Origin of the sequence: Pseudonocardia hierapolitana (assembly GCF_007994075.1) — a bacterium.
In the GTDB taxonomy this organism is placed as follows: domain Bacteria; phylum Actinomycetota; class Actinomycetes; order Mycobacteriales; family Pseudonocardiaceae; genus Pseudonocardia; species Pseudonocardia hierapolitana.
This window is the reverse complement of record NZ_VIWU01000001.1, coordinates 86246-102952: the sequence shown is the minus strand read 5'-3', so window position 1 is coordinate 102952 and position 16707 is coordinate 86246. Positions and strand designations below refer to the sequence as shown.

Genomic DNA, 16707 nt, shown 5'->3' with positions numbered 1-16707 from the left:
CACTTGTGGCCGTAGCGTGCGGTAAACGTGGCCACTGCAGAGATCAGCCCGGGAACGACCAGCACCGAGATCACCAGCGTCGCCGAGCTGGAAGCACTCGTCGGCACGCCCCTCACGGCGGTCGCGCAGAAGGTCCGCCCGTCGTTCGACCCGATCGACCGGCTGTGGCTCGAGCACTCCCCGCTCTGCATCATCGGCACCAGTGACGCCGAGGGGAACCTCGACGTCTCCCCGAAGGGCGACCCGGCAGGGCGCCTCGCCCACGTGATCGACGACCACACCCTCGCCATCGCGGAACGCCCCGGCAACCGGCGGGTCGACGGCTACCGCAACATCCTCACCAATCCGCACGTCGGCCTGATCTTCCTCGTTCCCGGGCGCGGCGACACGCTGCGGGTGAACGGGCGGGCGCGGTTGCTGCGCGACGCCCCGTACTTCGACGAGATGGTGGTGAAGGGGCACCGGCCGATCCTTGCCCTGGAGGTGGCGATCGACGAGGTCTTCTACCACTGCGCGAAGGCGTTCATGCGGTCGAAGCTGTGGCAGCCCGAGTCGTGGGACCACGAGGCGCTCCCGTCGACGGCGCGCATCTCGAAGGCCCTGGTCAACAAGGACGTCCCGCTCGAGGAGCTCGAGAAGTACTACGGGCCCTCGTACACGGAGAAGCTCTACCGGGCCTGAGCGGCCAGGAGGCCGTCGCCGCGCTCCTCGGTGATCTCCGGCCGGGGGCCGGTGCCGGCGACGGCGGCGTGGTAGCCGGCGGCGGGGTGCAGGTCGGCGAGCCACAGCGGGTCGCGCGGCGCGTCGTCCCCGGTCCAGGCGATCACGCCCGCCGGGCCGAGCGTGATCGCCGACATCGGTGTAGCGAGGCCGGTGCCGACCGCCTTGAGCAGCGCCTCCTTGCGCGTCCAGAGCGTGAAGAAGGCGTCCGCGTCCGCCGCGGACTCCTGCGGCGAGCAGACGTGGGCGACCATGGCGGGCAGGTCGCCGAGCTCGCGGGCCTGTTCGACGTCGAGCCCGACGGCGCCGTCCGGGTGCACGGCGACGCCGACGAGGTCGCCCGCGTGCGTCAGGGAGAACCCGGGTCCCCCCGGCAGCACCGGCTTGCCGTGCTGCGCGCCGCAGCGGCAGGTGCGGTCGAACGGCAGCGCGGCGGCCGGTGTGCCGACGGTGGCGGCGAGCACCAGGCGCACCAGCGCGTGTGCGGCGAGGTAGCGGGCCCGGTCGGCCGGGCGCCGGAAGCGGTCCAGCCGGTCGCGCTCGTGACCGTCCAGCAACGCGACCAGCCCCGGGGCGTCCGCGGGCGCCACCGGGGCGGCCCACCACACGACGGTCACGGGCCGGGCTTCGTCAGGGCTTGCGGCCGACGCCGCAGTAGGCGTCGATGTGCTCGGTTCGGCCGACCTCGACGTTCTCCGGTCGCCACTGGGTGAGCGGCACGATCCCGGGCTCGATCGGCTCCGTGCCCGCGAACCAGCCGCGGATCTCCTCGACGGTGCGCAGCTGGTACGGCGACCCCAGCTCGGCCTGGGCCCGAGCGCCCCTGACGACGGCCTCGCTGGTGCTGGTGCCGTCCCACAGCGCCAGGTAGCTGCCGGACGGGGTGGTGTCGATCACCCGGGAGATGATCGAGCGCGCCTCGTCGTAGTCGGGGACGTAGCCGAACACGCCCATGAACATCACGGCGATGGGCCGGGAGAAGTCCAGGATCTCGCGGGCCTGCTCGATGATGCGATCCGGCTGGTGGTAGTCGGCGTCGATGTACTGCGTGACACCCTCCGGAGTCGTGTTGACCAGGAGCGCTCTGGCGTGCGCGAGCACGAGCGGGTCGTTGTCGACGTAGACGATCTTGGCCTCTGGTGCGACCGACTGGGCCACCTCGTGGGTGTTCTGCATCGTGGGCAGGCCGGTGCCGACGTCGAGGAACTGGCGGATCCCGGCCTCGCCCGCGAGGTGGCGCACGGCGCGGATCAGGAACTGGCGGGACTTGAACGCCATGTCCACGATCTCGGGGAACACGGAGCTCACCGCGTCGCCGATCTCCCGGTCGGCGGCGTAGTTGTCCTTGCCGCCCAGCCAGTAGTTCCAGATGCGCGCCCCGTGCGGAACGTCGGGGCGGATGTCCGGCAGGGGTTGGTCGGTCACGCTCGCGACCGTAGCGCAAGGGGGCAGTCGGTGATCACCCGATCGTGGTGCCCCCGCAGGCGCTGCCGGTGCGGCCCGGCGACGTCGACGGGCGGACCGGCGGGGGCGAACGTCGGGTCCCGCATTACCTCCGAGGTGATCGACCGGGGCACCCGGCCCGTCGAGGCTTGCCGTTGTCAGCAGACGACAGGAAGGAACCACGATGACCACCACGACCCCCGCCGCCACCGCCGTGCAGCGCTACCTGGAGGCCTGGAACGCGACCGACCCGGCCGAGCGCCGCGCGGCGATCGAGGCGGCGTTCGCAGCGGACGCGCGCTACGTCGACCCGCTCGCGGACGTGACCGGCACCGATGCGCTCGACGCCCTGATCGCGGGTGTGCACGAGCAGTTCCCGGGCATGCGGTTCACACCGGTCGGCGACGTCGACGCCCACCACGACGTCTGCCGCTTCCGGTGGGGCCTCGGCCCGGAGGGCGCCGAGCCGCTGGTGATCGGCTTCGACGTGGCGACGGTGGGCCCTGACGGGCGGATCACCGGGGTGCAGGGTTTCCTGGACAAGGTGCCTGCGGGCGCCTGAACGACGGACACCGGGAAGCCACGTCTGCGACCCGCCGACCCGATGGCGCGTTCTCCATCGGGTCGGCCACTGCGGTTTGCGACGGCTCAGGCCCGAGCGGCAGCGGCCTCGTGAGCGAGCGGGCCGTGAGCCTCCGCCGACAGGTCCTGCCAGTCGGCCCATGTCTTCAGCCGGTCGGCGTAGACCTGCTGGAGCATCGGGTAGAAGCCCTGGCCGAAGAGGACACGCAGGGGTGGGTTCTCGGAGTCGACGATCTTGAGCAGTGCCTGGGCTGCGGCGGCGGGGTCGCCGGCGGGCTGCTTCCCCGTGATCGAGGCGAGGCGCTGGCGAAGACCGTCGTAGATCGGGTCGGGCTCGGCCATGTGACCGTTGGCGAGGGGGTCGGGATTCTTGCCGTCCCTGGTGGCGAAGCCGCTGGGCTCGATCACGGTGACCTTGATCCCGAAGCCGGCGACCTCCTGGGCGAGGCTCTCGTTCAGGGCTTCCACGGCCCATTTGGAGATGTGGTAGGCGCCGCCGAGCGGCATCGCAATGAGCCCGGCTGCCGAGGACAGCTGGATGATGTGCCCCGCACCCTGCCGGCGCAGGTGGGGCAGCGCGGCCTGGATGACCCACACCGCGCCGAACAGGTTGGTCTCCAGCTGGTCGCGCAGCTCCTGCTCGGTCAGTTCCTCGACGGCGCCGATCTGGGCGTAGCCCGCGTTGTTCACGATGACGTCGAGACGTCCGAAGTGGTCCTCGGCCCGCTCGACGCCCGCCAAGACGGCGGCCTTGTCGGTCACGTCCAGCCCGAGCGGGAGCACCGCGTCGCCGTGGGCGGCCACCAGATCGTCGAGGGTCGCGGTGTTCCGGGCGGCCGCGGCCACCCGGTCGCCGCGCGACAGGGCGGCCTCGACGAAGCTGCGGCCCAGGCCGCGCGACGAACCGGTGACGAACCAGACCTTGCTCATGATGATCTTCCGTTCTTCCTTGGTGGCGGGGCGAACATGAAGATGTCGGCGACGCGATCCCTGTGACAGGTCGGCGCCGTGATGCCCGCCACCGCCGGGCGTCGGCGGTTGCCCGTCCGACTCGCAGGAGCGTCCGGCCACGGCTGGGTGCACAGCATCTCCATGGCCTTCACCGCGATCCGCGCCACCCCGGGTGGGCTGATCGGGCGCCGCGGTCCCAGCGCGGCGTCCATGTCCCGGTGCCGAGGTCCGACCGGATGGAGCCGAGGTGGTCGCGGAGCTGCGCGAGTGCGGGATGCGGGTTGTCGTCGCGCCAGATCAGTGACATCGGGTAGACCGGTGCGGGGTTGCGTACCGGTATGCGCCGCAGGTCGTAGCGGTCCGGCCACAGGTACCGCGAGCCTTCGCCGACGAAGGTGGCCAGTTCCGAGGAGTCGGCGATCTCCACCAGCATGGCCTCGTAGCCGAAGCTGGGCCCGACAACGTCGATGGTGAGCCCGAACGCGGCGGCGAGCTCGTCGTAGTAGGCGGCCCACTCGGTACCGGCGGCCATTCCCGGCATCCAGATCGGGTGCCCGGCGAGTTGCGCGGGCGTGACGGCGGAGGCGTCGGCGAGCGGATGGCCGGGTCCGACGAGCAGCTGGTGCCGTTCGTCGAGCACCCGCGCGGTCCTGATCACGTCCGGCAGGTGCCGCTCGGAGAAGGGGACGGCGTGGAAGGTCGCGTCGATCGTCCCGGCCTCGACGGCGGCGATGGCCGCTGCGGCATCGGCATCCAGCGTGACGACGTCCAGCTCGACATCGGGGTGCGCGCGGTGGAAGCCCTGGAGGAGCACCGCAGGCGCGATCCGCCGGCTGTGGACGTCGACGCGCAGCGCGCGCCGGCCAGGACGCACGGACGCGTCCGCCCGCGCTTCCACCCGGAGGAGCTCGCGGGCGTGCGGCAGGAACGCCTGGCCGTCGATCGTGAGCCGGGCTCCGCGGGCGGTGCGGGTGAACAGGCGCACCTGCAGGTACGTCTCCAGCGCGGCGATGCGCTTGGAGACGGCCTGTTGGCTGATCGACAGCGCGGCGGCGGCGTCCTGGAACCGGCCGGCGTCCGCAGCGGCGACGAAGGTGCGCACGGCGTCGAGATCCACGCGCCGAACCGTATGCGGACAACCGGGGGTTGTGGCTCGCCGTCGGTCCGGTTGTTTGATCCACCGTCTCGGCCCTTGCTTGGATCCGCGTGATCAACGGCGGGTTGGTCTGAACCGGAGGTGCGGGGCTGGTGGCTCGCCGATCCCTTGGCCGGGAGTTCGGGTGGCTGTGGGCGTCGTACGCGGTCAGTGCGTATGGCTCTGGCCTGGGATTCGGCGCGTTCCCGCTGATCGCCGTGCTGGTGCTGGACGCAGGGCCCGCTGAGGTGTCCGCGCTGGCGGCGGTGGGGCCCGCGGTGGGCGCGCTGATCGCGTTGTCGCTCGGTCCGTGGGTGGAGTTCCGCCGCAAGCGACCGGTGATGATCGCGATGGACCTGGTCCGGTTCGCGGTCCTGTTGACGATCCCGGTCGCCTACGCCCTCGGCGGGCTCGGCGTGTCCCAGCTTCTGATCGTCTCAGCGGTCGTCGCCGCAGCCAAGATCGTCTTCGCCGCGGCGAGCGGCGCCTACCTCAAGGGTCTCGTCCGGCCGGACGACCTGCTCGTGGCCAACGCGCGGTTCGAGGCCGCGACCTGGAGCTCCATCGCGATCGGGCCGCCGCTGGGCGGCGCGGTGATCGGCCTGTTCGGACCGGTCGTCACCGTGCTGGCCGACGCGTTCAGCCACCTGTTCTCCGCGCTGGGTCTCACCGCGATCCGCAGCGGGGAGGACCGCCCGGGGCGAACCGGCGGGCCCGGGCACCGCGGCGGCGAGTTGCTCGACGGCTGGCGGCACATCCTGACCCACCCGGGCCTGCGGGCGCTCTACGCCAACCACCTGCTCGTGGCCGGACTGATCATGGCCACGGAGCCGCTGCTGGCCGTGCTCATGCTCCGCGAGCTCGGGTTCCCGCCATGGCAGTTCGGCCTCGCCTTCGCCGCGCCCTGCGTCGGTGGGCTCATCGGCTCACGGCTCGCCCCCCGTGTCGTGGCGCGGTACGGCGGGCCCCGGGTCCTCCGCGTGGTCGGCACGCTGCGCCCGGTCTGGCTGATCGGCCTCGCTTTCGTCCAGCCCGGTCTCGCCGGCCTCGTGACCGTGATGGCCGTCGAGCTCGCGATCATCGTCAGCATGAGCCTGTACAACCCGGTGCTGGCCACCTATCGGCTCGAGCACACACCCGGAGACCGCGTCACGCGCACCCTGTCGGCCTGGTCGATCAGCAGCAGCGCCGCCATCGCCGTCCTCAGCGCGCTCGGCGGTCTGCTCGCCGCCGCCACCGACCCCCGCACGGCCATCACGGTCGCGGGACTGCTCATCCTCGCCAGCCCGCTGCTGCTGCCCCGGCCGGATTCTGCGCGTCCAGCCGGGGTCCGCAGGCTCGCGGTCACGGCTGGGGCACGAGGCGTATGTAGGGACGCGGGGCGTTCCAGCCCTGCGGCCAGATCTTCCTGGCTTCGTCATCGGAGACGGAGCCGGCGATGATGACGTCCTCGCCCTGTCGCCAGTTCACCGGTGTCGCCACCCGGTGCTCGGCGGTCAGCTGCAGCGAGTCGATGACCCGGAGCACCTCGTCGAAGTTGCGGCCGGTGGTCATCGGGTAGACCAGGATCAGCTTGACCTTCTTGTCCGGGCCGACGACGAAGACGTTGCGCACCGTCTGGTTCTGAGCCGGGGTGCGCTGGGTCGGATCGCCGGACGTGTCGGGCGGCAGCATCCCGTACAGCTTCGAGACCGAGAAGTCGGAGTCGCCGATCACCGGGTAGTTGGGCGCGTGGCCCTGGGTCTCGGCGATATCGGCGGCCCACTTCGCGTGGTTGTCCACGGGATCGACCGACAGCCCGATGATCTTCACATCGCGCCGGTCGAACTCCGGCTTGATCTTGGCCATGTAGCCCAGCTCGGTCGTGCAGACCGGGGTGAAGTCGCGCGGATGCGAGAACAACACCGCCCACGACCCACCGATCCAGTCGTGGAACCGCAGCCTGCCCTCCGTGGTCTCGGCTTCGAAGTCCGGTGCCGTGTCGCCGATCTGCAGTGCCATTTCTGCCCTCCTCGCCCGGATGGTCGATCCCCTGATGTCGTCCGCGGGCCGGGCTGTCCGAAACGGGACGCCGCCCGCGCGGGCCGTGAATCCTCCTCCTGCCTCGCGCGGTGTGTCTGCGTCCATCCGGCACTACCGCCGCGGCAAACGGAGGCGTCGGCGGCGGGAGCCGGGGGCGGCGGGTTCATGACTGCGGACGTGACGCCGACGGCCACGGTGCCGTCCACGACGGTGGCGACCGCGGGCCGTGCGGCGGACCTCGATCCGCTCAGGTGGACGGCGTGAGCCGTTGGGCCTCGGTGACCGGGTCCTCGGCCAGCACCTTCGCGCCGACGGCGTCGGCGACCGCAGCGGTGGCGCCGGCGCCGGCCAGCCGGAGCGAGGTGCGTCGAGTGAGTGCAGCGAGGTCCGGAATCGAGTGCTGGAACCTGTCGACGTCGACGGCGGCGAGGACCAGGGTCTCGGGTCGCTTCTCCTCGATCGTGCGGCCGAGGTCCGCAAGGGGGGTGTCGGCGCCCAGGTAGACGATCCGCCATCCGTTCCGGTGCAGGACGATGCCGAACGCGAGGAGTGGGAGATCGTGCTGCTCGCCGGGCGGGCAGGCGAGCACGGCACACGGCCCCCGTCCCTGGCCCCAGCCACGGGCGAGGCCCGCCAGTCGCGCCCTGAGCACGTTGCTCGCGAAGTGCTCAGTGGCCACCCCGATCTCGTTCGTCGCCCACCGGGTACCGAGGTCGTGCAGGTACGGCAGGAGGACCTCCCGCAGGGCGGTCTCCACGCTGAAGCCGGCGAACAAGCGGTCCAGCACCGCCTCTGCGGCCGGCTCGTCGAAGGCGTCGAGTGCGCGACGCAGATCCGCGGCCAGGCGCGCGAGCCCGCGGTCGGTCGCCGGAACCGGTGCCTGGGCCAGGTCCGACGCGGTTCCCCCCGGTCGCTCGACCGACACCGGCTCCGGCGCTACGGCCGTTCCATCGTCCTCGGCCAGGGCGGCGCGGGCGGCCTCGGCCGCGGCCAGTCCGCGGGCGAGGTGGGACTGCATCCGGCGAACCCGCCGCTCGTCGGCTGCGGTGTACAAGCGGAACCCGCCTGCCGAGCGCACCGGCTCGAGCAGGCCGTACCGACGCTCCCACGCGCGCAGGACGTCCTGGCTCACCCCCAGCCGACGCGCGAGTTCGCCGATGCGCAGGAGCGCTCGATCATCGCCAGCCGCCATGGGCAGACTATACAAACCCTGTACGAACATTTGACAGCACCGCCAGTGGCTTCTACATTAGCTGGACAGACTCTAGACGGAGGTGGAGCAAGTGAAGGTACTGAACATCGTCACAGCCGTGTTGCTGATCATCGGCGGGCTGAACTGGGGGCTCGTCGCGATCGCTGAGTTCGACCTGGTCGCCACGGTCTTCGGACTGACGTTCGGTGAAACCAACGTGGCCAGCCGCGTGGTCTACGCGCTGGTGGGGCTGTCCGCGATCTACCAGGCGGTCCAGCTGCCGGCCGCCCAGCGGCGGGCCACGTCCTCGACGGTCCGCTCGTAGCCCGGCGGGAAGCGGCGGACGGCGATCGGGCCGTCCGCCGCTTCCGCATGTCCGCCGCCGGTTCGGGCAGTCGGCTCCGCGGCACGTCCCACACAGCGGACCTCCGTCCTCCTCGACGCACCCCACCCGCTGGTCGTCATCGGAGTGAGCGGCGCCCGCGGTCCCGGCAGCCGGCGGGGGCCGTCCGGTGGATGCGAACCCGATCAGAGGTCGACGGTGAATCCGGCCGCGGCGGGCAGAACGGTCCGCCGCGGCCGGCCTCCGGAGTCGGGGCGCCGGCGATCGGCAGTACCCCGGTTCGGCGCTGGGGGCACCCCTCGGCCCCCAGCGCCTCGCCCGATCCCACTGCGATGGCCGCCGAACGGGCGGCACCGTCGGTCCGGGTCCACCGCCCGCTGCCCACGCCTCCACCGCGCGTCCCCTCCTGGACTCGTCGCGGCCCGGTGGGCACGCGGCGAAGGCGTCCGGCACCTCCGCGGAGAGGGCGAGCCGGTCAGCGGCCGGACACCACACCGTCGAGCTCCCACCGTCGCCGCAACCGCTCCAGTCCTCGCCGGAGATGACTCTTCACCGTGCCGAGGGGCAACCCCGTCGCCTCGGAGATCTGCTGGTGGGTCAGATCGGCGAAGAACGCCAGCCGCACGACGGCCCGCTGCTGGCCGGGTAGCCGTTCGATCTCGTGCGCGACCACCACCGCATCGACGACCTCGGCGGGCGGGTCGCCCACGACGCGCACCTCGGTGACGCGTCCGGCGCGGTCGGCGAGATCGCGGTCGCGGGCTCGGGCGGCGAACCGGTCGGCGATCTGGCGGCGGGTGATCCCCACCAGCCAGCCCCCGAGGGAACCCCGGCCGGGGTCGAGCCCCGCGCGCCCCCGCCACGCTCGGACGAACACCTGCTGCGTGACGTCCTCGGCGTCGTGGTGGGCGCCCAGTGAGCGCAGTGCCAGTGAGTACACCAGCCGCGCGTGGCGGTCGTAGGCCTCTTCGAGCGCGGCGCCCTCGCCGAGACGGAACCGACGGGCCAGCTCGTCGCTCGACGAGATGTCGGGTTCACCGACGCGCGGCAGTGGCACGACCCCCGGCGGCTCGTCCGCCATCCGAAGGCCGGTCACGATCTCCTCGCACTGCACCGCAGCGCCCCCATCCTCGGTCGATTCCGCACCTCGCCCGCAGACGGGCTCGGCGGTCACGACGGCGTTGTTCGGGTCATCGCGCGCAACCGCGTCGAACGCGCCGCTGCTGTGATGAGTGACAGCCGGGCGGAACGGACTGATCGGACAGCCGCTCCGCGGGCGCGTGCAGCGCCGTCGCGGCGGCGGCCGCGGCGGCCGGAGCGGTGGTCGCACTCCGGCCGGCCGTGGCGCCGCCGCGGCGAGCAGCACGACTCAGCCCGTGGTGTTGTGCAGGCCGTCGACCGTGACCACCACCAGGTCCAGGTTCCCGGCATCGAGGGCACCGATGGCGTGGACGAAGGTGGCGGTGCCCTCCTTCAGGTCGAGATCGGCCGGGCCGATGACCGGCTCGGTGGTGCCGGCCGCCGCGACCGCTGCGGAGACCGTGCCGGCCGGGACCTGGAGGGCCTTCTCGCCGGGGTTGGCCAGGCCACTGATCACCGGGCTGCCGCCGGCCAGCACGTCGACGGCCGGCGCGGCCGCGGTGTGCCGGACGACGAGTCGCGCCTCTCCGGCGGGGACGGGCGAGACGTCGTTGACGAACGGCGTGACCGCGGGCTGCCCGGCCTCGGTCAGGTGAGCGACCAGTGTGACGTTGCCGCCCCCTGGCACTTCCTCGGTTGCTGACAGCAGCGGCGGGCCCGAGCCGTCGGTGGCGTCGGCCGGGAACAGGGCGACCTCGTGGGCGCCGCTCGGCACGTCCACCGGGCCCGCGGCGGAGCTCGGCTGGAAGTCGTCGAGGAGGCGCGCCCCGTCGACGTAGACGTCGACGGGTGTGCCCGGGATGCCGTGCACGACGTACACGGAGGCGGTCTCCTGGGCGGCGGCGGGGGCGGTGACCCCCAAGGTCGTGGCAGCGGCGGCGAGTACTCCGCCGATGGCCAGGGTCAGACGGCGCATCATGCGTCCTTCCGTATCTGTGTTGGTCCTTCGAACTGCACTACCGCTCGGCCGGCGGCCGCGGATGCACAATCCTTGCACAGATTCTGGACGAACACTGGACAGGCGAAGCCGTTGACGCCACCGCGACGCCGGTGTGCTCGAGGGGACGCGGACGACCGAGCAGCAGGACGTCGAGCGCGCCTCACCAGGGTGGCGCTCGTACTGCTCGGTCGTCCGCCCAGCACCGCCGGCCCGCGTCCAACGAATCGTGACAGCTGACGCGGGGCCGGCGGTGCCGGCTGTGGATCAACCGGTGCGCCGCACCGGGTTGACCCGGCGGCCCTGCGCTGCGCGGGCGCGTCCCGAGGAGCCGGCGTGGACGGCTCCACTCGGGGCGCTCTTGCCCGCGCGGCCGCGGCGGGCCGCTCGGTTGGCCGGCGCCGCAGCGGCGTCGGCAGGGTTCGGCTCGCCGCTCTGCTGTCCACCGGTGGCGAGCAGGGTCGAGAGCAACGGGTCATGCACGGGATGCCTCCTGCAGGGGTGACGGGGCCGGCGCAGCAGAGCCGAGACGGCGCCCGGATCTGGTCCAGGGCCGGCCGGTTGACTGGGACGGGAGCGGCCGGGGCGGAGAGCCCGGGCCGTGCTTGCCGCGGTGGGGCGGCCGTCGCTACAGGCGCATGACCGGAACGATAGGCCTGCCGCTGCGTGGCGCGCCACGGGATTTCCGGCGCTAGCGTCGGCGGCGTGACCAGCATCGACTCAGGTATCGACACCGTCGTGGTCGGAGGCGGCATCGCCGGCGCCTCGATCGCGTACGAGCTGGCCGCGAGCCGTTCGGTCCTCCTGGTGGAGACCGAGACCGCGCTCGCCCGGCACTCGACGGCCCGCTCCGCGGCCACGTACGTCCCCGGCCACGGCGCGGCACCGCTGCGCGCGCTGGTCACGGCGAGCGGGCCCCGGTTCGCCCGGATCAAGGCCGAGCTGGACGCGCCGCCGCTGCTCGCGCCCCGCGCGGTGCTGCACGTCGCGTTCGACGCGGACGGCGAGGCGGAGCTCGCCGCCGATGTCGCCGAGCAGGCGGGCGAGCCGGGGGCGCCGGTGGCGATCGACCCCGCCGAGGCGCAGCGGCTGTGCCCGGCGCTGCGGCCGGGCACTGTGCGGGCCGCCGCCGTGGTGGAGGGCGCGGCCGACCTCGATGCCGAGGCGCTGCACCAGGCCTACATCCGTGGGCTGTTGCGCCGCGGTGGGTCGGTCCGGACCGGTGCACCCGTCACCGGCGTGCGGCGGAGCGGCTCCGGCTGGCAGGTGCAGGTCGGCCTGGACGAGAAGGTGGTCGGGGCGGCAGAGGTGGTGGACGCCGCAGGCGCGTGGGCGGACGCCGTCGCGGTGCGGGCCGGGGTCCCGCGGATCGGGCTCACCCCGTACCGGCGCACGATCGCGCTGGCCCGCGTGCCCGATCCGTCCCGCCTGCGCGGTCCGGACGGGACCAGGCTGCCGATGGTCATCGGCGTGCCCGAGGACTTCTACTTCAAGCAAGAGGGCGCCGGGTTGCTGGTCAGCCCGGCCGACGAGACCCCCGTGCACCCGCACGACGTGCGTCCCGACGAGCTGGACGTCGCCATGGCCCTGGAGCGGGTCGAGGAGGTCACCGGGCTCGGACTGCGCTCGGTGCACACGGCGTGGGCCGGGTTGCGGTCGTTCGTGCCCGACCGGCTGCCGGTGGTCGGGGCGTGGCCCGAGCACCCGGGGTTCTGGTTCTGCGCCGGGCAGGGCGGGTCCGGGATCGAGACGTCGCCCGCGCTCGCGGCGTTCGCCGCTGCGGTGGTGACGGGCGATCCGATACCGGCGGACATCCCGCTGGAGCGCGAGGCGTTGGCCCCGACGCGCCTGTAGGGGTTCGCGCTGCGGCCACGGGACCGGGCGCACCGCCGAGATCGCCGGGGACGTACGGTTCCGCGTCATGACGAGCGCGCTGTTCGACCCGCTGTTCGGGGCCGACCGGGTGGCGGCCCGCCTCGACGACGCATCGTGGGTGGCGGCGCTCGTCGCGGTCGAGGTGGCGCTGTCGCGGGCCGCGGCCGAACACGGCGTCGTGCCGGCCGCCGATGCGGACCGGATCGAGGCGGCCGCCGCCTCCCTCCGCATCGATCCGGCGGCGCTGGGCCGGGCCGCGGTCGAGGGCGGCAACCCCGTGATCCCGCTGGTGCGGATGCTCCGCTCGGCTGCGGGGGAGGCCGGGCGTTCGGTGCACCCCGGCGCCACGAGCCAGGACGTGATGGACACCGCGGCCGTGCTGCTGGTCGGCTGGGCGGGCGAGGTCGTGCTCGAGGACCTGCGAGGGGCCGCCGACGCGGCAGCCCGGCTGGCGCGCGAGCACCGCGACACCCCGATGATCGCCCGCACGCTCGGGCAGCAGGCGCTGCCGACGACGTTCGGACTGGTCGCCGCGGGATGGTGCGTGGGGCTGGACCGGGCGCGGGTACGGCTCGCGGAGGTGATCGGCGCGCTGCCCGTGCAGTTCGGCGGGGCAGCGGGCACCCTGGCCGCCCTGCACCCGCACGGGCCGGCGGTGGCCGCGTCGCTGGCCCGCGCCCTGCGGCTGGCCGACGCGGCGCCGTGGCACACGGAGCGGACCCGGATCGGCGAGCTCGCCGGGGCGCTCGCGGTGGCCGCCGGCGCCTGCGCCAAACCGGCGACCGACGTGGTGCTGCTCTCCGGCACGGAGCTGGGCGAGGTGTCGGAGGCGGCACCGGGCGACTCGTCGTCGATGCCGCACAAGCGCAACCCGATCGCGGCGGTCACGGCCCGCGCGGCCGCGCGCAGGGCGCCCGGCCTGGCGGCCGTGCTGCTCGCCGCGGCCGACCACGAGCACCAGCGAGCCGCCGGGCCGTGGCACGCCGAGTGGCAGACGATCGCCGAACTGCTGAGGGCCACCGGGGGCGCGGGCGCCCGGCTGCGGGCGTCCCTCGAGGGGCTCGGCGTGCACCCGGACCGGATGGCCGCGAACCTCGCGCTCACCGCCGAGGCGGACGGCCCACCCGGGCACGCGGGGGAGCTGGTCGACCGGCTGCTCGCCCAGCGTCCCTGACCGAGCAGCGTCCCTGACCGAGCAGCGCCCCTGACGGCGTCGTCGGTGCCGGCAGGCAGACTGCCGGCATGGCCGAACGCGTGCTCTCCACCCGGGAGCTCAACCGGGCGGTGCTCGCCCGCCAGCTGCTCCTGGAGCGCGCCGCGCTGAGCCCCGAGCAGGCCGTGGAGCAGGTGGCGGGGTTGCAGACGCAGTACGCGCCGTCGGGCTACATCGGGCTGTGGTCCCGGCTGGCGGGGTTCCGCCGTCATGCGCTTACCGAGGCGCTGCTCGCCGGCCGGGTGGTGCAGGCATGGGCGATGCGCTGCACGATCCACATGGTCTCGCCCGCCGACTACTGGCCGTTCACCGAGGCGGTGCGGCAGGCGCGGCGGGAGTGGTGGCGGCGGGCTCACCGGGCCGTCGGTCCGGTCGACATGCCGGCTATCGCGGCGGCGGTCCGCTCCCACCTCGCGGACGGGCCGCGGAAGCAGGCCGAGATCCAGCGGCAGCTGGCCGCCGCCGGGCACCCGCGGGAGGTCTGGCCGGGTGTGCAGCTGTGGGTCGACCTGGTGCGCGTGCCTCCGGCCGGCACGTGGAACACCCCCCGGGCCCACGTGTACGGGCTCGCCGAGCACACCGTGTCCGTCCCCGAGCCCGCCCCGAGCGAGCAGTGCGCCACGGAGTTCCTCGTCGCCCGCTACCTGCGCGGTTTCGGGCCTGCCTCGCCCGGCGACATCGCCTCGTTCTGCGGGTGGAGCATCACGGCCACGCGGGCGGTGCTCGCCCGGATGCAGCTGTGCCGGTACCGCACCGAGGCCGGGGGCGAGCTGGTCGATGTGCCGGGGGGCCCGCTGCCGCCCGCCGACACCCCGGCCCCCGTGCGGTTCCTCGGGCAGTGGGACGCCAACCTGCTCGTGCACGCCCGGCGCGCGCAGATCCTGCCCGAGGAGCACCGGCCGCGGGTGTTCGCGCGGAACATCCCGCAGTCGGTGCCCACGTTCCTCGTCGACGGGCAGGTCGCCGGCACGTGGCGCTACATCGACGGGGAGGTGCGGTGCGAGCCGTTCCAGCCGCTCGCGCGCGACGTGGCGCCGGAGGTGGAGGCCGAGGCGGCCCGGCTCGCGACCTTCCACGTGGAGTGATCGGGCTGGTGGCGTGCGATGGCGCGTAAGTCGGCGAGCTGACGTTCCTGGTCACGGTCCGCGGAGGCGCCGGGGAACTCGGCGGGCTGCCCCGGACGCACGATCGACAGGGCGACGACGGTGGCTACGAGGAGGAGGACGACGATCGCTGTGGTCATGGCAGTAATTCTCCGAGCACCAACTTCCCGCCACCAGTGGCAGAACTGACTACCGCAGCAAAGATTCTGCCATTACACTCGGCCCATGCTCTCCACGGTCGCCGTGCTCGTGATCCCGCCGCTGTCGCCGTTCGAGTTCGGCACGGTCTGCGAGGTCTTCGGCATCGACCGCAGCGACGACGGCGTGCCGCCGTTCGAGCTGCGGGTGTGCGGTGAGGTCGCGGGTCGACCGGTGCCCACCATCGTCGGTGCCGACGTCGTGCCCTCGCGCGGCCTCGACGGTCTGCAGGGCGCCGACCTCGTCGTCGTCTCGGCCACCCGGCAGCGCGAGTACTCCGACGCGGTGCTCGACGCGGTGCGCGCCGCCGCTGCCGCGGGCAGCACGTTGCTCAGCATCTGCTCCGGAGCGTTCGTGCTGGGGGCGGCCGGGTTGCTCGACGACCGGCCCTGCACCACGCACTGGGACAACGCCGACGAGCTGGGCGAGCGCTACCCGCGCGCCAAGATCGATCCGGACGTGCTGTTCGTCGACGACGGCAACCTGATCACCAGCGCGGGCACGGCCGCAGGCATCGACGCGTGCCTGCACCTGGTGCGCCGCGAACTCGGCAGCGCGGCGGTCAACGTGATCGCCCGGCGGATGGTCGTGCCGCCGCAGCGGGACGGCGGGCAGCGGCAGTACATCGAGATGCCGGTGCCGGTCTGCCGCTCCGACGGGTTGGCGCCGGTGCTGGACTGGGTGCTGGAGAACCTCGACGTCGAGCACTCGGTGTCGGATCTCGCGCGCCGCGCCCGGATGTCGGACCGCAGCTTCGCCCGCCGGTTCGTCGCCGAGACGGGCACCACGCCGCACAAGTGGCTGACCCTGCAGCGGGTGCTGCGGGCCCAACGGCTGCTGGAGGACACCGACATGGGCATCGACGAGGTGGCCCAGCGCAGCGGGTTCGGCAGCGCCGCGCTGCTGCGCCACCACTTCCGCAAGATCGTCGGGGTGGCGCCGGCCGACTTCCGGCGCACGTTCGCGGCCCGCGCCGCGCTCGCGGGGAGCTGACCTGCGGCACTAGGGTCCGAGTTGTGAGCGAGGAGGTCGGCACCGACGCCGCGCAGGACGCCGTGCTCGCCCACCGCGACGGCGACGGCGTCCTCACCCTCACCTTCAACCGCCCGGAGCGGCGCAACGCCTGGGCCGACGACATGTACGAGGCCTACTACGGGCGCCTCACCGACGCGGCCGCCGACGAGCAGGTGCGTGCGGTGGTCGTCACGGGGGCGGGCAGCACGTTCTGCCCCGGCGCCGACATCTCGCGGCTGGGCCGCCTCGGCCGGGACGACGCGCGGCTCCCGCACCACCCGGTCGACGTGCCGCGCCGGTTCCCCAAGCCGCTCATCGCGGCGATCAACGGTGCCTGCGCGGGCGTCGGGCTCGTGCAGGCGCTGTTCTGCCACGTCCGGTTCGCGGCCGACACGGCCCGGTTCTCCACCGCGTTCGCCCGCCGCGGGCTCGTCGCCGAGTACGGCATCGCGTGGACGCTCACCCGCCTCGTCGGGCAGGAGCGCGCGTTAGACCTGCTGCTCTCGGCCCGCGCGTTCGACGCCGCCGAGGCGCGGGAGCGCGGGCTCGTCAGCCGGGTCGTGCCGCGCGACGAGGTGCTCGGCGCCGCGCAGGCCTACGCGCGCGACCTCGCGCTGCACTGCAGCCCACGGGCGATGGCCGTGATCGCGGGCCAGGTCCTCGACGCGCAGGACTCCACCTTCGACGAGGCGCTGCAGACCTCCTACCGGCACGTCGACCGCTTCATCGGGTCGGCCGACCTGCGAGAGGGGGTGGCCTCCTTCCTCGAGCGGCGCGAGCCCCGGTTCGAGCCGCTCGGTCCTCCTCCCGACTGACACTCCTCCACCACCACAGGAGAT

Annotated in this window: 18 protein-coding genes; 9 read left to right on the top strand and 9 right to left on the bottom strand. The window is 73.4% G+C overall.

Going from position 1 to position 16707, the window contains the following annotated elements; translation table 11 throughout:
• The first annotated feature begins 27 nt into the window (after window positions 1-27).
• On the top strand, window positions 28-681 hold the full coding sequence (locus FHX44_RS00495) for a pyridoxamine 5'-phosphate oxidase family protein (RefSeq protein WP_246170134.1): 654 nt from the start codon (window positions 28-30) through the stop codon (window positions 679-681).
• Here FHX44_RS00495 and FHX44_RS00490 read toward each other — a convergent pair.
• A complete protein-coding gene (locus tag FHX44_RS00490) occupies window positions 669-1337 on the bottom strand; it encodes a 4'-phosphopantetheinyl transferase family protein (RefSeq protein ID WP_147253627.1) in 669 nt (222 codons plus the stop codon). The two genes, FHX44_RS00495 and FHX44_RS00490, sit on opposite strands and share 13 nt — an antisense overlap.
• 13 nt (window positions 1338-1350) lie before the next feature.
• Window positions 1351-2145, bottom strand: coding sequence for an SAM-dependent methyltransferase (locus FHX44_RS00485; RefSeq protein WP_147253626.1), 795 nt, complete (start codon window positions 2143-2145; stop codon window positions 1351-1353).
• Between the two features lie 202 nt (window positions 2146-2347).
• Between FHX44_RS00485 and FHX44_RS00480 the strand changes: the two genes are divergently transcribed.
• Window positions 2348-2725 carry a nuclear transport factor 2 family protein gene (locus tag FHX44_RS00480; protein WP_147253625.1) on the top strand — a complete coding sequence of 126 codons (378 nt, stop codon included), beginning with the start codon at window positions 2348-2350 and terminating at the stop codon, window positions 2723-2725.
• Window positions 2726-2811: 86 nt separating this feature from the next.
• Here FHX44_RS00480 and FHX44_RS00475 read toward each other — a convergent pair whose 3' ends face one another.
• Window positions 2812-3675: an SDR family NAD(P)-dependent oxidoreductase gene (locus FHX44_RS00475; protein WP_147253624.1), complete on the bottom strand. Its 864-nt coding sequence runs from the start codon at window positions 3673-3675 to the stop codon at window positions 2812-2814.
• Window positions 3676-3844: 169 nt separating this feature from the next.
• A complete protein-coding gene (locus tag FHX44_RS00470) occupies window positions 3845-4813 on the bottom strand; it encodes a LysR family transcriptional regulator (RefSeq protein ID WP_147253623.1) in 969 nt (322 codons plus the stop codon).
• A gap of 128 nt (window positions 4814-4941) precedes the next feature.
• Between FHX44_RS00470 and FHX44_RS00465 the strand changes: the two genes are divergently transcribed.
• A complete protein-coding gene (locus tag FHX44_RS00465; protein WP_212612906.1) occupies window positions 4942-6273 on the top strand; it encodes an MFS transporter in 1332 nt (443 codons plus the stop codon).
• Here FHX44_RS00465 and FHX44_RS00460 read toward each other — a convergent pair.
• Both FHX44_RS00460 and FHX44_RS00455 read right to left on the bottom strand, forming a co-directional pair.
• Window positions 6176-6832: a peroxiredoxin gene (locus FHX44_RS00460; protein WP_147253621.1), complete on the bottom strand. Its 657-nt coding sequence runs from the start codon at window positions 6830-6832 to the stop codon at window positions 6176-6178. The two genes, FHX44_RS00465 and FHX44_RS00460, sit on opposite strands and share 98 nt — an antisense overlap.
• A 268-nt stretch (window positions 6833-7100) precedes the next feature.
• Window positions 7101-8045: a MerR family transcriptional regulator gene (locus tag FHX44_RS00455; protein WP_170308709.1), complete on the bottom strand. Its 945-nt coding sequence runs from the start codon at window positions 8043-8045 to the stop codon at window positions 7101-7103.
• A gap of 91 nt (window positions 8046-8136) precedes the next feature.
• Between FHX44_RS00455 and FHX44_RS00450 the strand changes: the two genes are divergently transcribed.
• Window positions 8137-8370, top strand: a complete 234-nt coding sequence (locus tag FHX44_RS00450) for a DUF378 domain-containing protein (protein ID WP_147253619.1) — start codon at window positions 8137-8139, stop codon at window positions 8368-8370.
• A gap of 493 nt (window positions 8371-8863) precedes the next feature.
• Here FHX44_RS00450 and FHX44_RS00445 read toward each other — a convergent pair whose 3' ends face one another.
• The 3 genes from FHX44_RS00445 to FHX44_RS00435 all read right to left on the bottom strand — a co-directional run bounded on the left by FHX44_RS00445 (window position 8864) and on the right by FHX44_RS00435 (window position 10948).
• Window positions 8864-9484 carry an RNA polymerase sigma factor gene (locus tag FHX44_RS00445; protein WP_212612274.1) on the bottom strand — a complete coding sequence of 207 codons (621 nt, stop codon included), beginning with the start codon at window positions 9482-9484 and terminating at the stop codon, window positions 8864-8866.
• Between the two features lie 273 nt (window positions 9485-9757).
• Window positions 9758-10444, bottom strand: coding sequence for a DUF4397 domain-containing protein (locus tag FHX44_RS00440; protein WP_147253618.1), 687 nt, complete (start codon window positions 10442-10444; stop codon window positions 9758-9760).
• 288 nt (window positions 10445-10732) lie between these two features.
• Window positions 10733-10948: a hypothetical protein gene (locus tag FHX44_RS00435; RefSeq protein WP_147253617.1), complete on the bottom strand. Its 216-nt coding sequence runs from the start codon at window positions 10946-10948 to the stop codon at window positions 10733-10735.
• A 222-nt stretch (window positions 10949-11170) separates the two neighbouring features.
• Between FHX44_RS00435 and FHX44_RS00430 the strand changes: the two genes are divergently transcribed.
• The 5 genes from FHX44_RS00430 to FHX44_RS00410 all read left to right on the top strand — a co-directional run bounded on the left by FHX44_RS00430 (window position 11171) and on the right by FHX44_RS00410 (window position 16683).
• The gene (locus FHX44_RS00430) at window positions 11171-12319 is read left to right on the top strand and encodes an NAD(P)/FAD-dependent oxidoreductase (protein ID WP_170308708.1); all 1149 of its coding nucleotides are present in this window, start codon (window positions 11171-11173) and stop codon (window positions 12317-12319) included.
• A gap of 67 nt (window positions 12320-12386) precedes the next feature.
• Entirely contained in the window at window positions 12387-13514 is a 1128-nt protein-coding gene (pcaB, locus tag FHX44_RS00425) for a 3-carboxy-cis,cis-muconate cycloisomerase (RefSeq protein WP_147253614.1), read from the top strand.
• 68 nt (window positions 13515-13582) lie between these two features.
• Window positions 13583-14638 carry a winged helix DNA-binding domain-containing protein gene (locus tag FHX44_RS00420; RefSeq protein ID WP_246170133.1) on the top strand — a complete coding sequence of 352 codons (1056 nt, stop codon included), beginning with the start codon at window positions 13583-13585 and terminating at the stop codon, window positions 14636-14638.
• Between the two features lie 243 nt (window positions 14639-14881).
• Window positions 14882-15847, top strand: a complete 966-nt coding sequence (locus tag FHX44_RS00415; RefSeq protein WP_147253613.1) for a GlxA family transcriptional regulator — start codon at window positions 14882-14884, stop codon at window positions 15845-15847.
• Window positions 15848-15870: 23 nt separating this feature from the next.
• Entirely contained in the window at window positions 15871-16683 is an 813-nt protein-coding gene (locus FHX44_RS00410; protein ID WP_246170132.1) for an enoyl-CoA hydratase-related protein, read from the top strand.
• Window positions 16684-16707 lie beyond the last annotated feature (24 nt).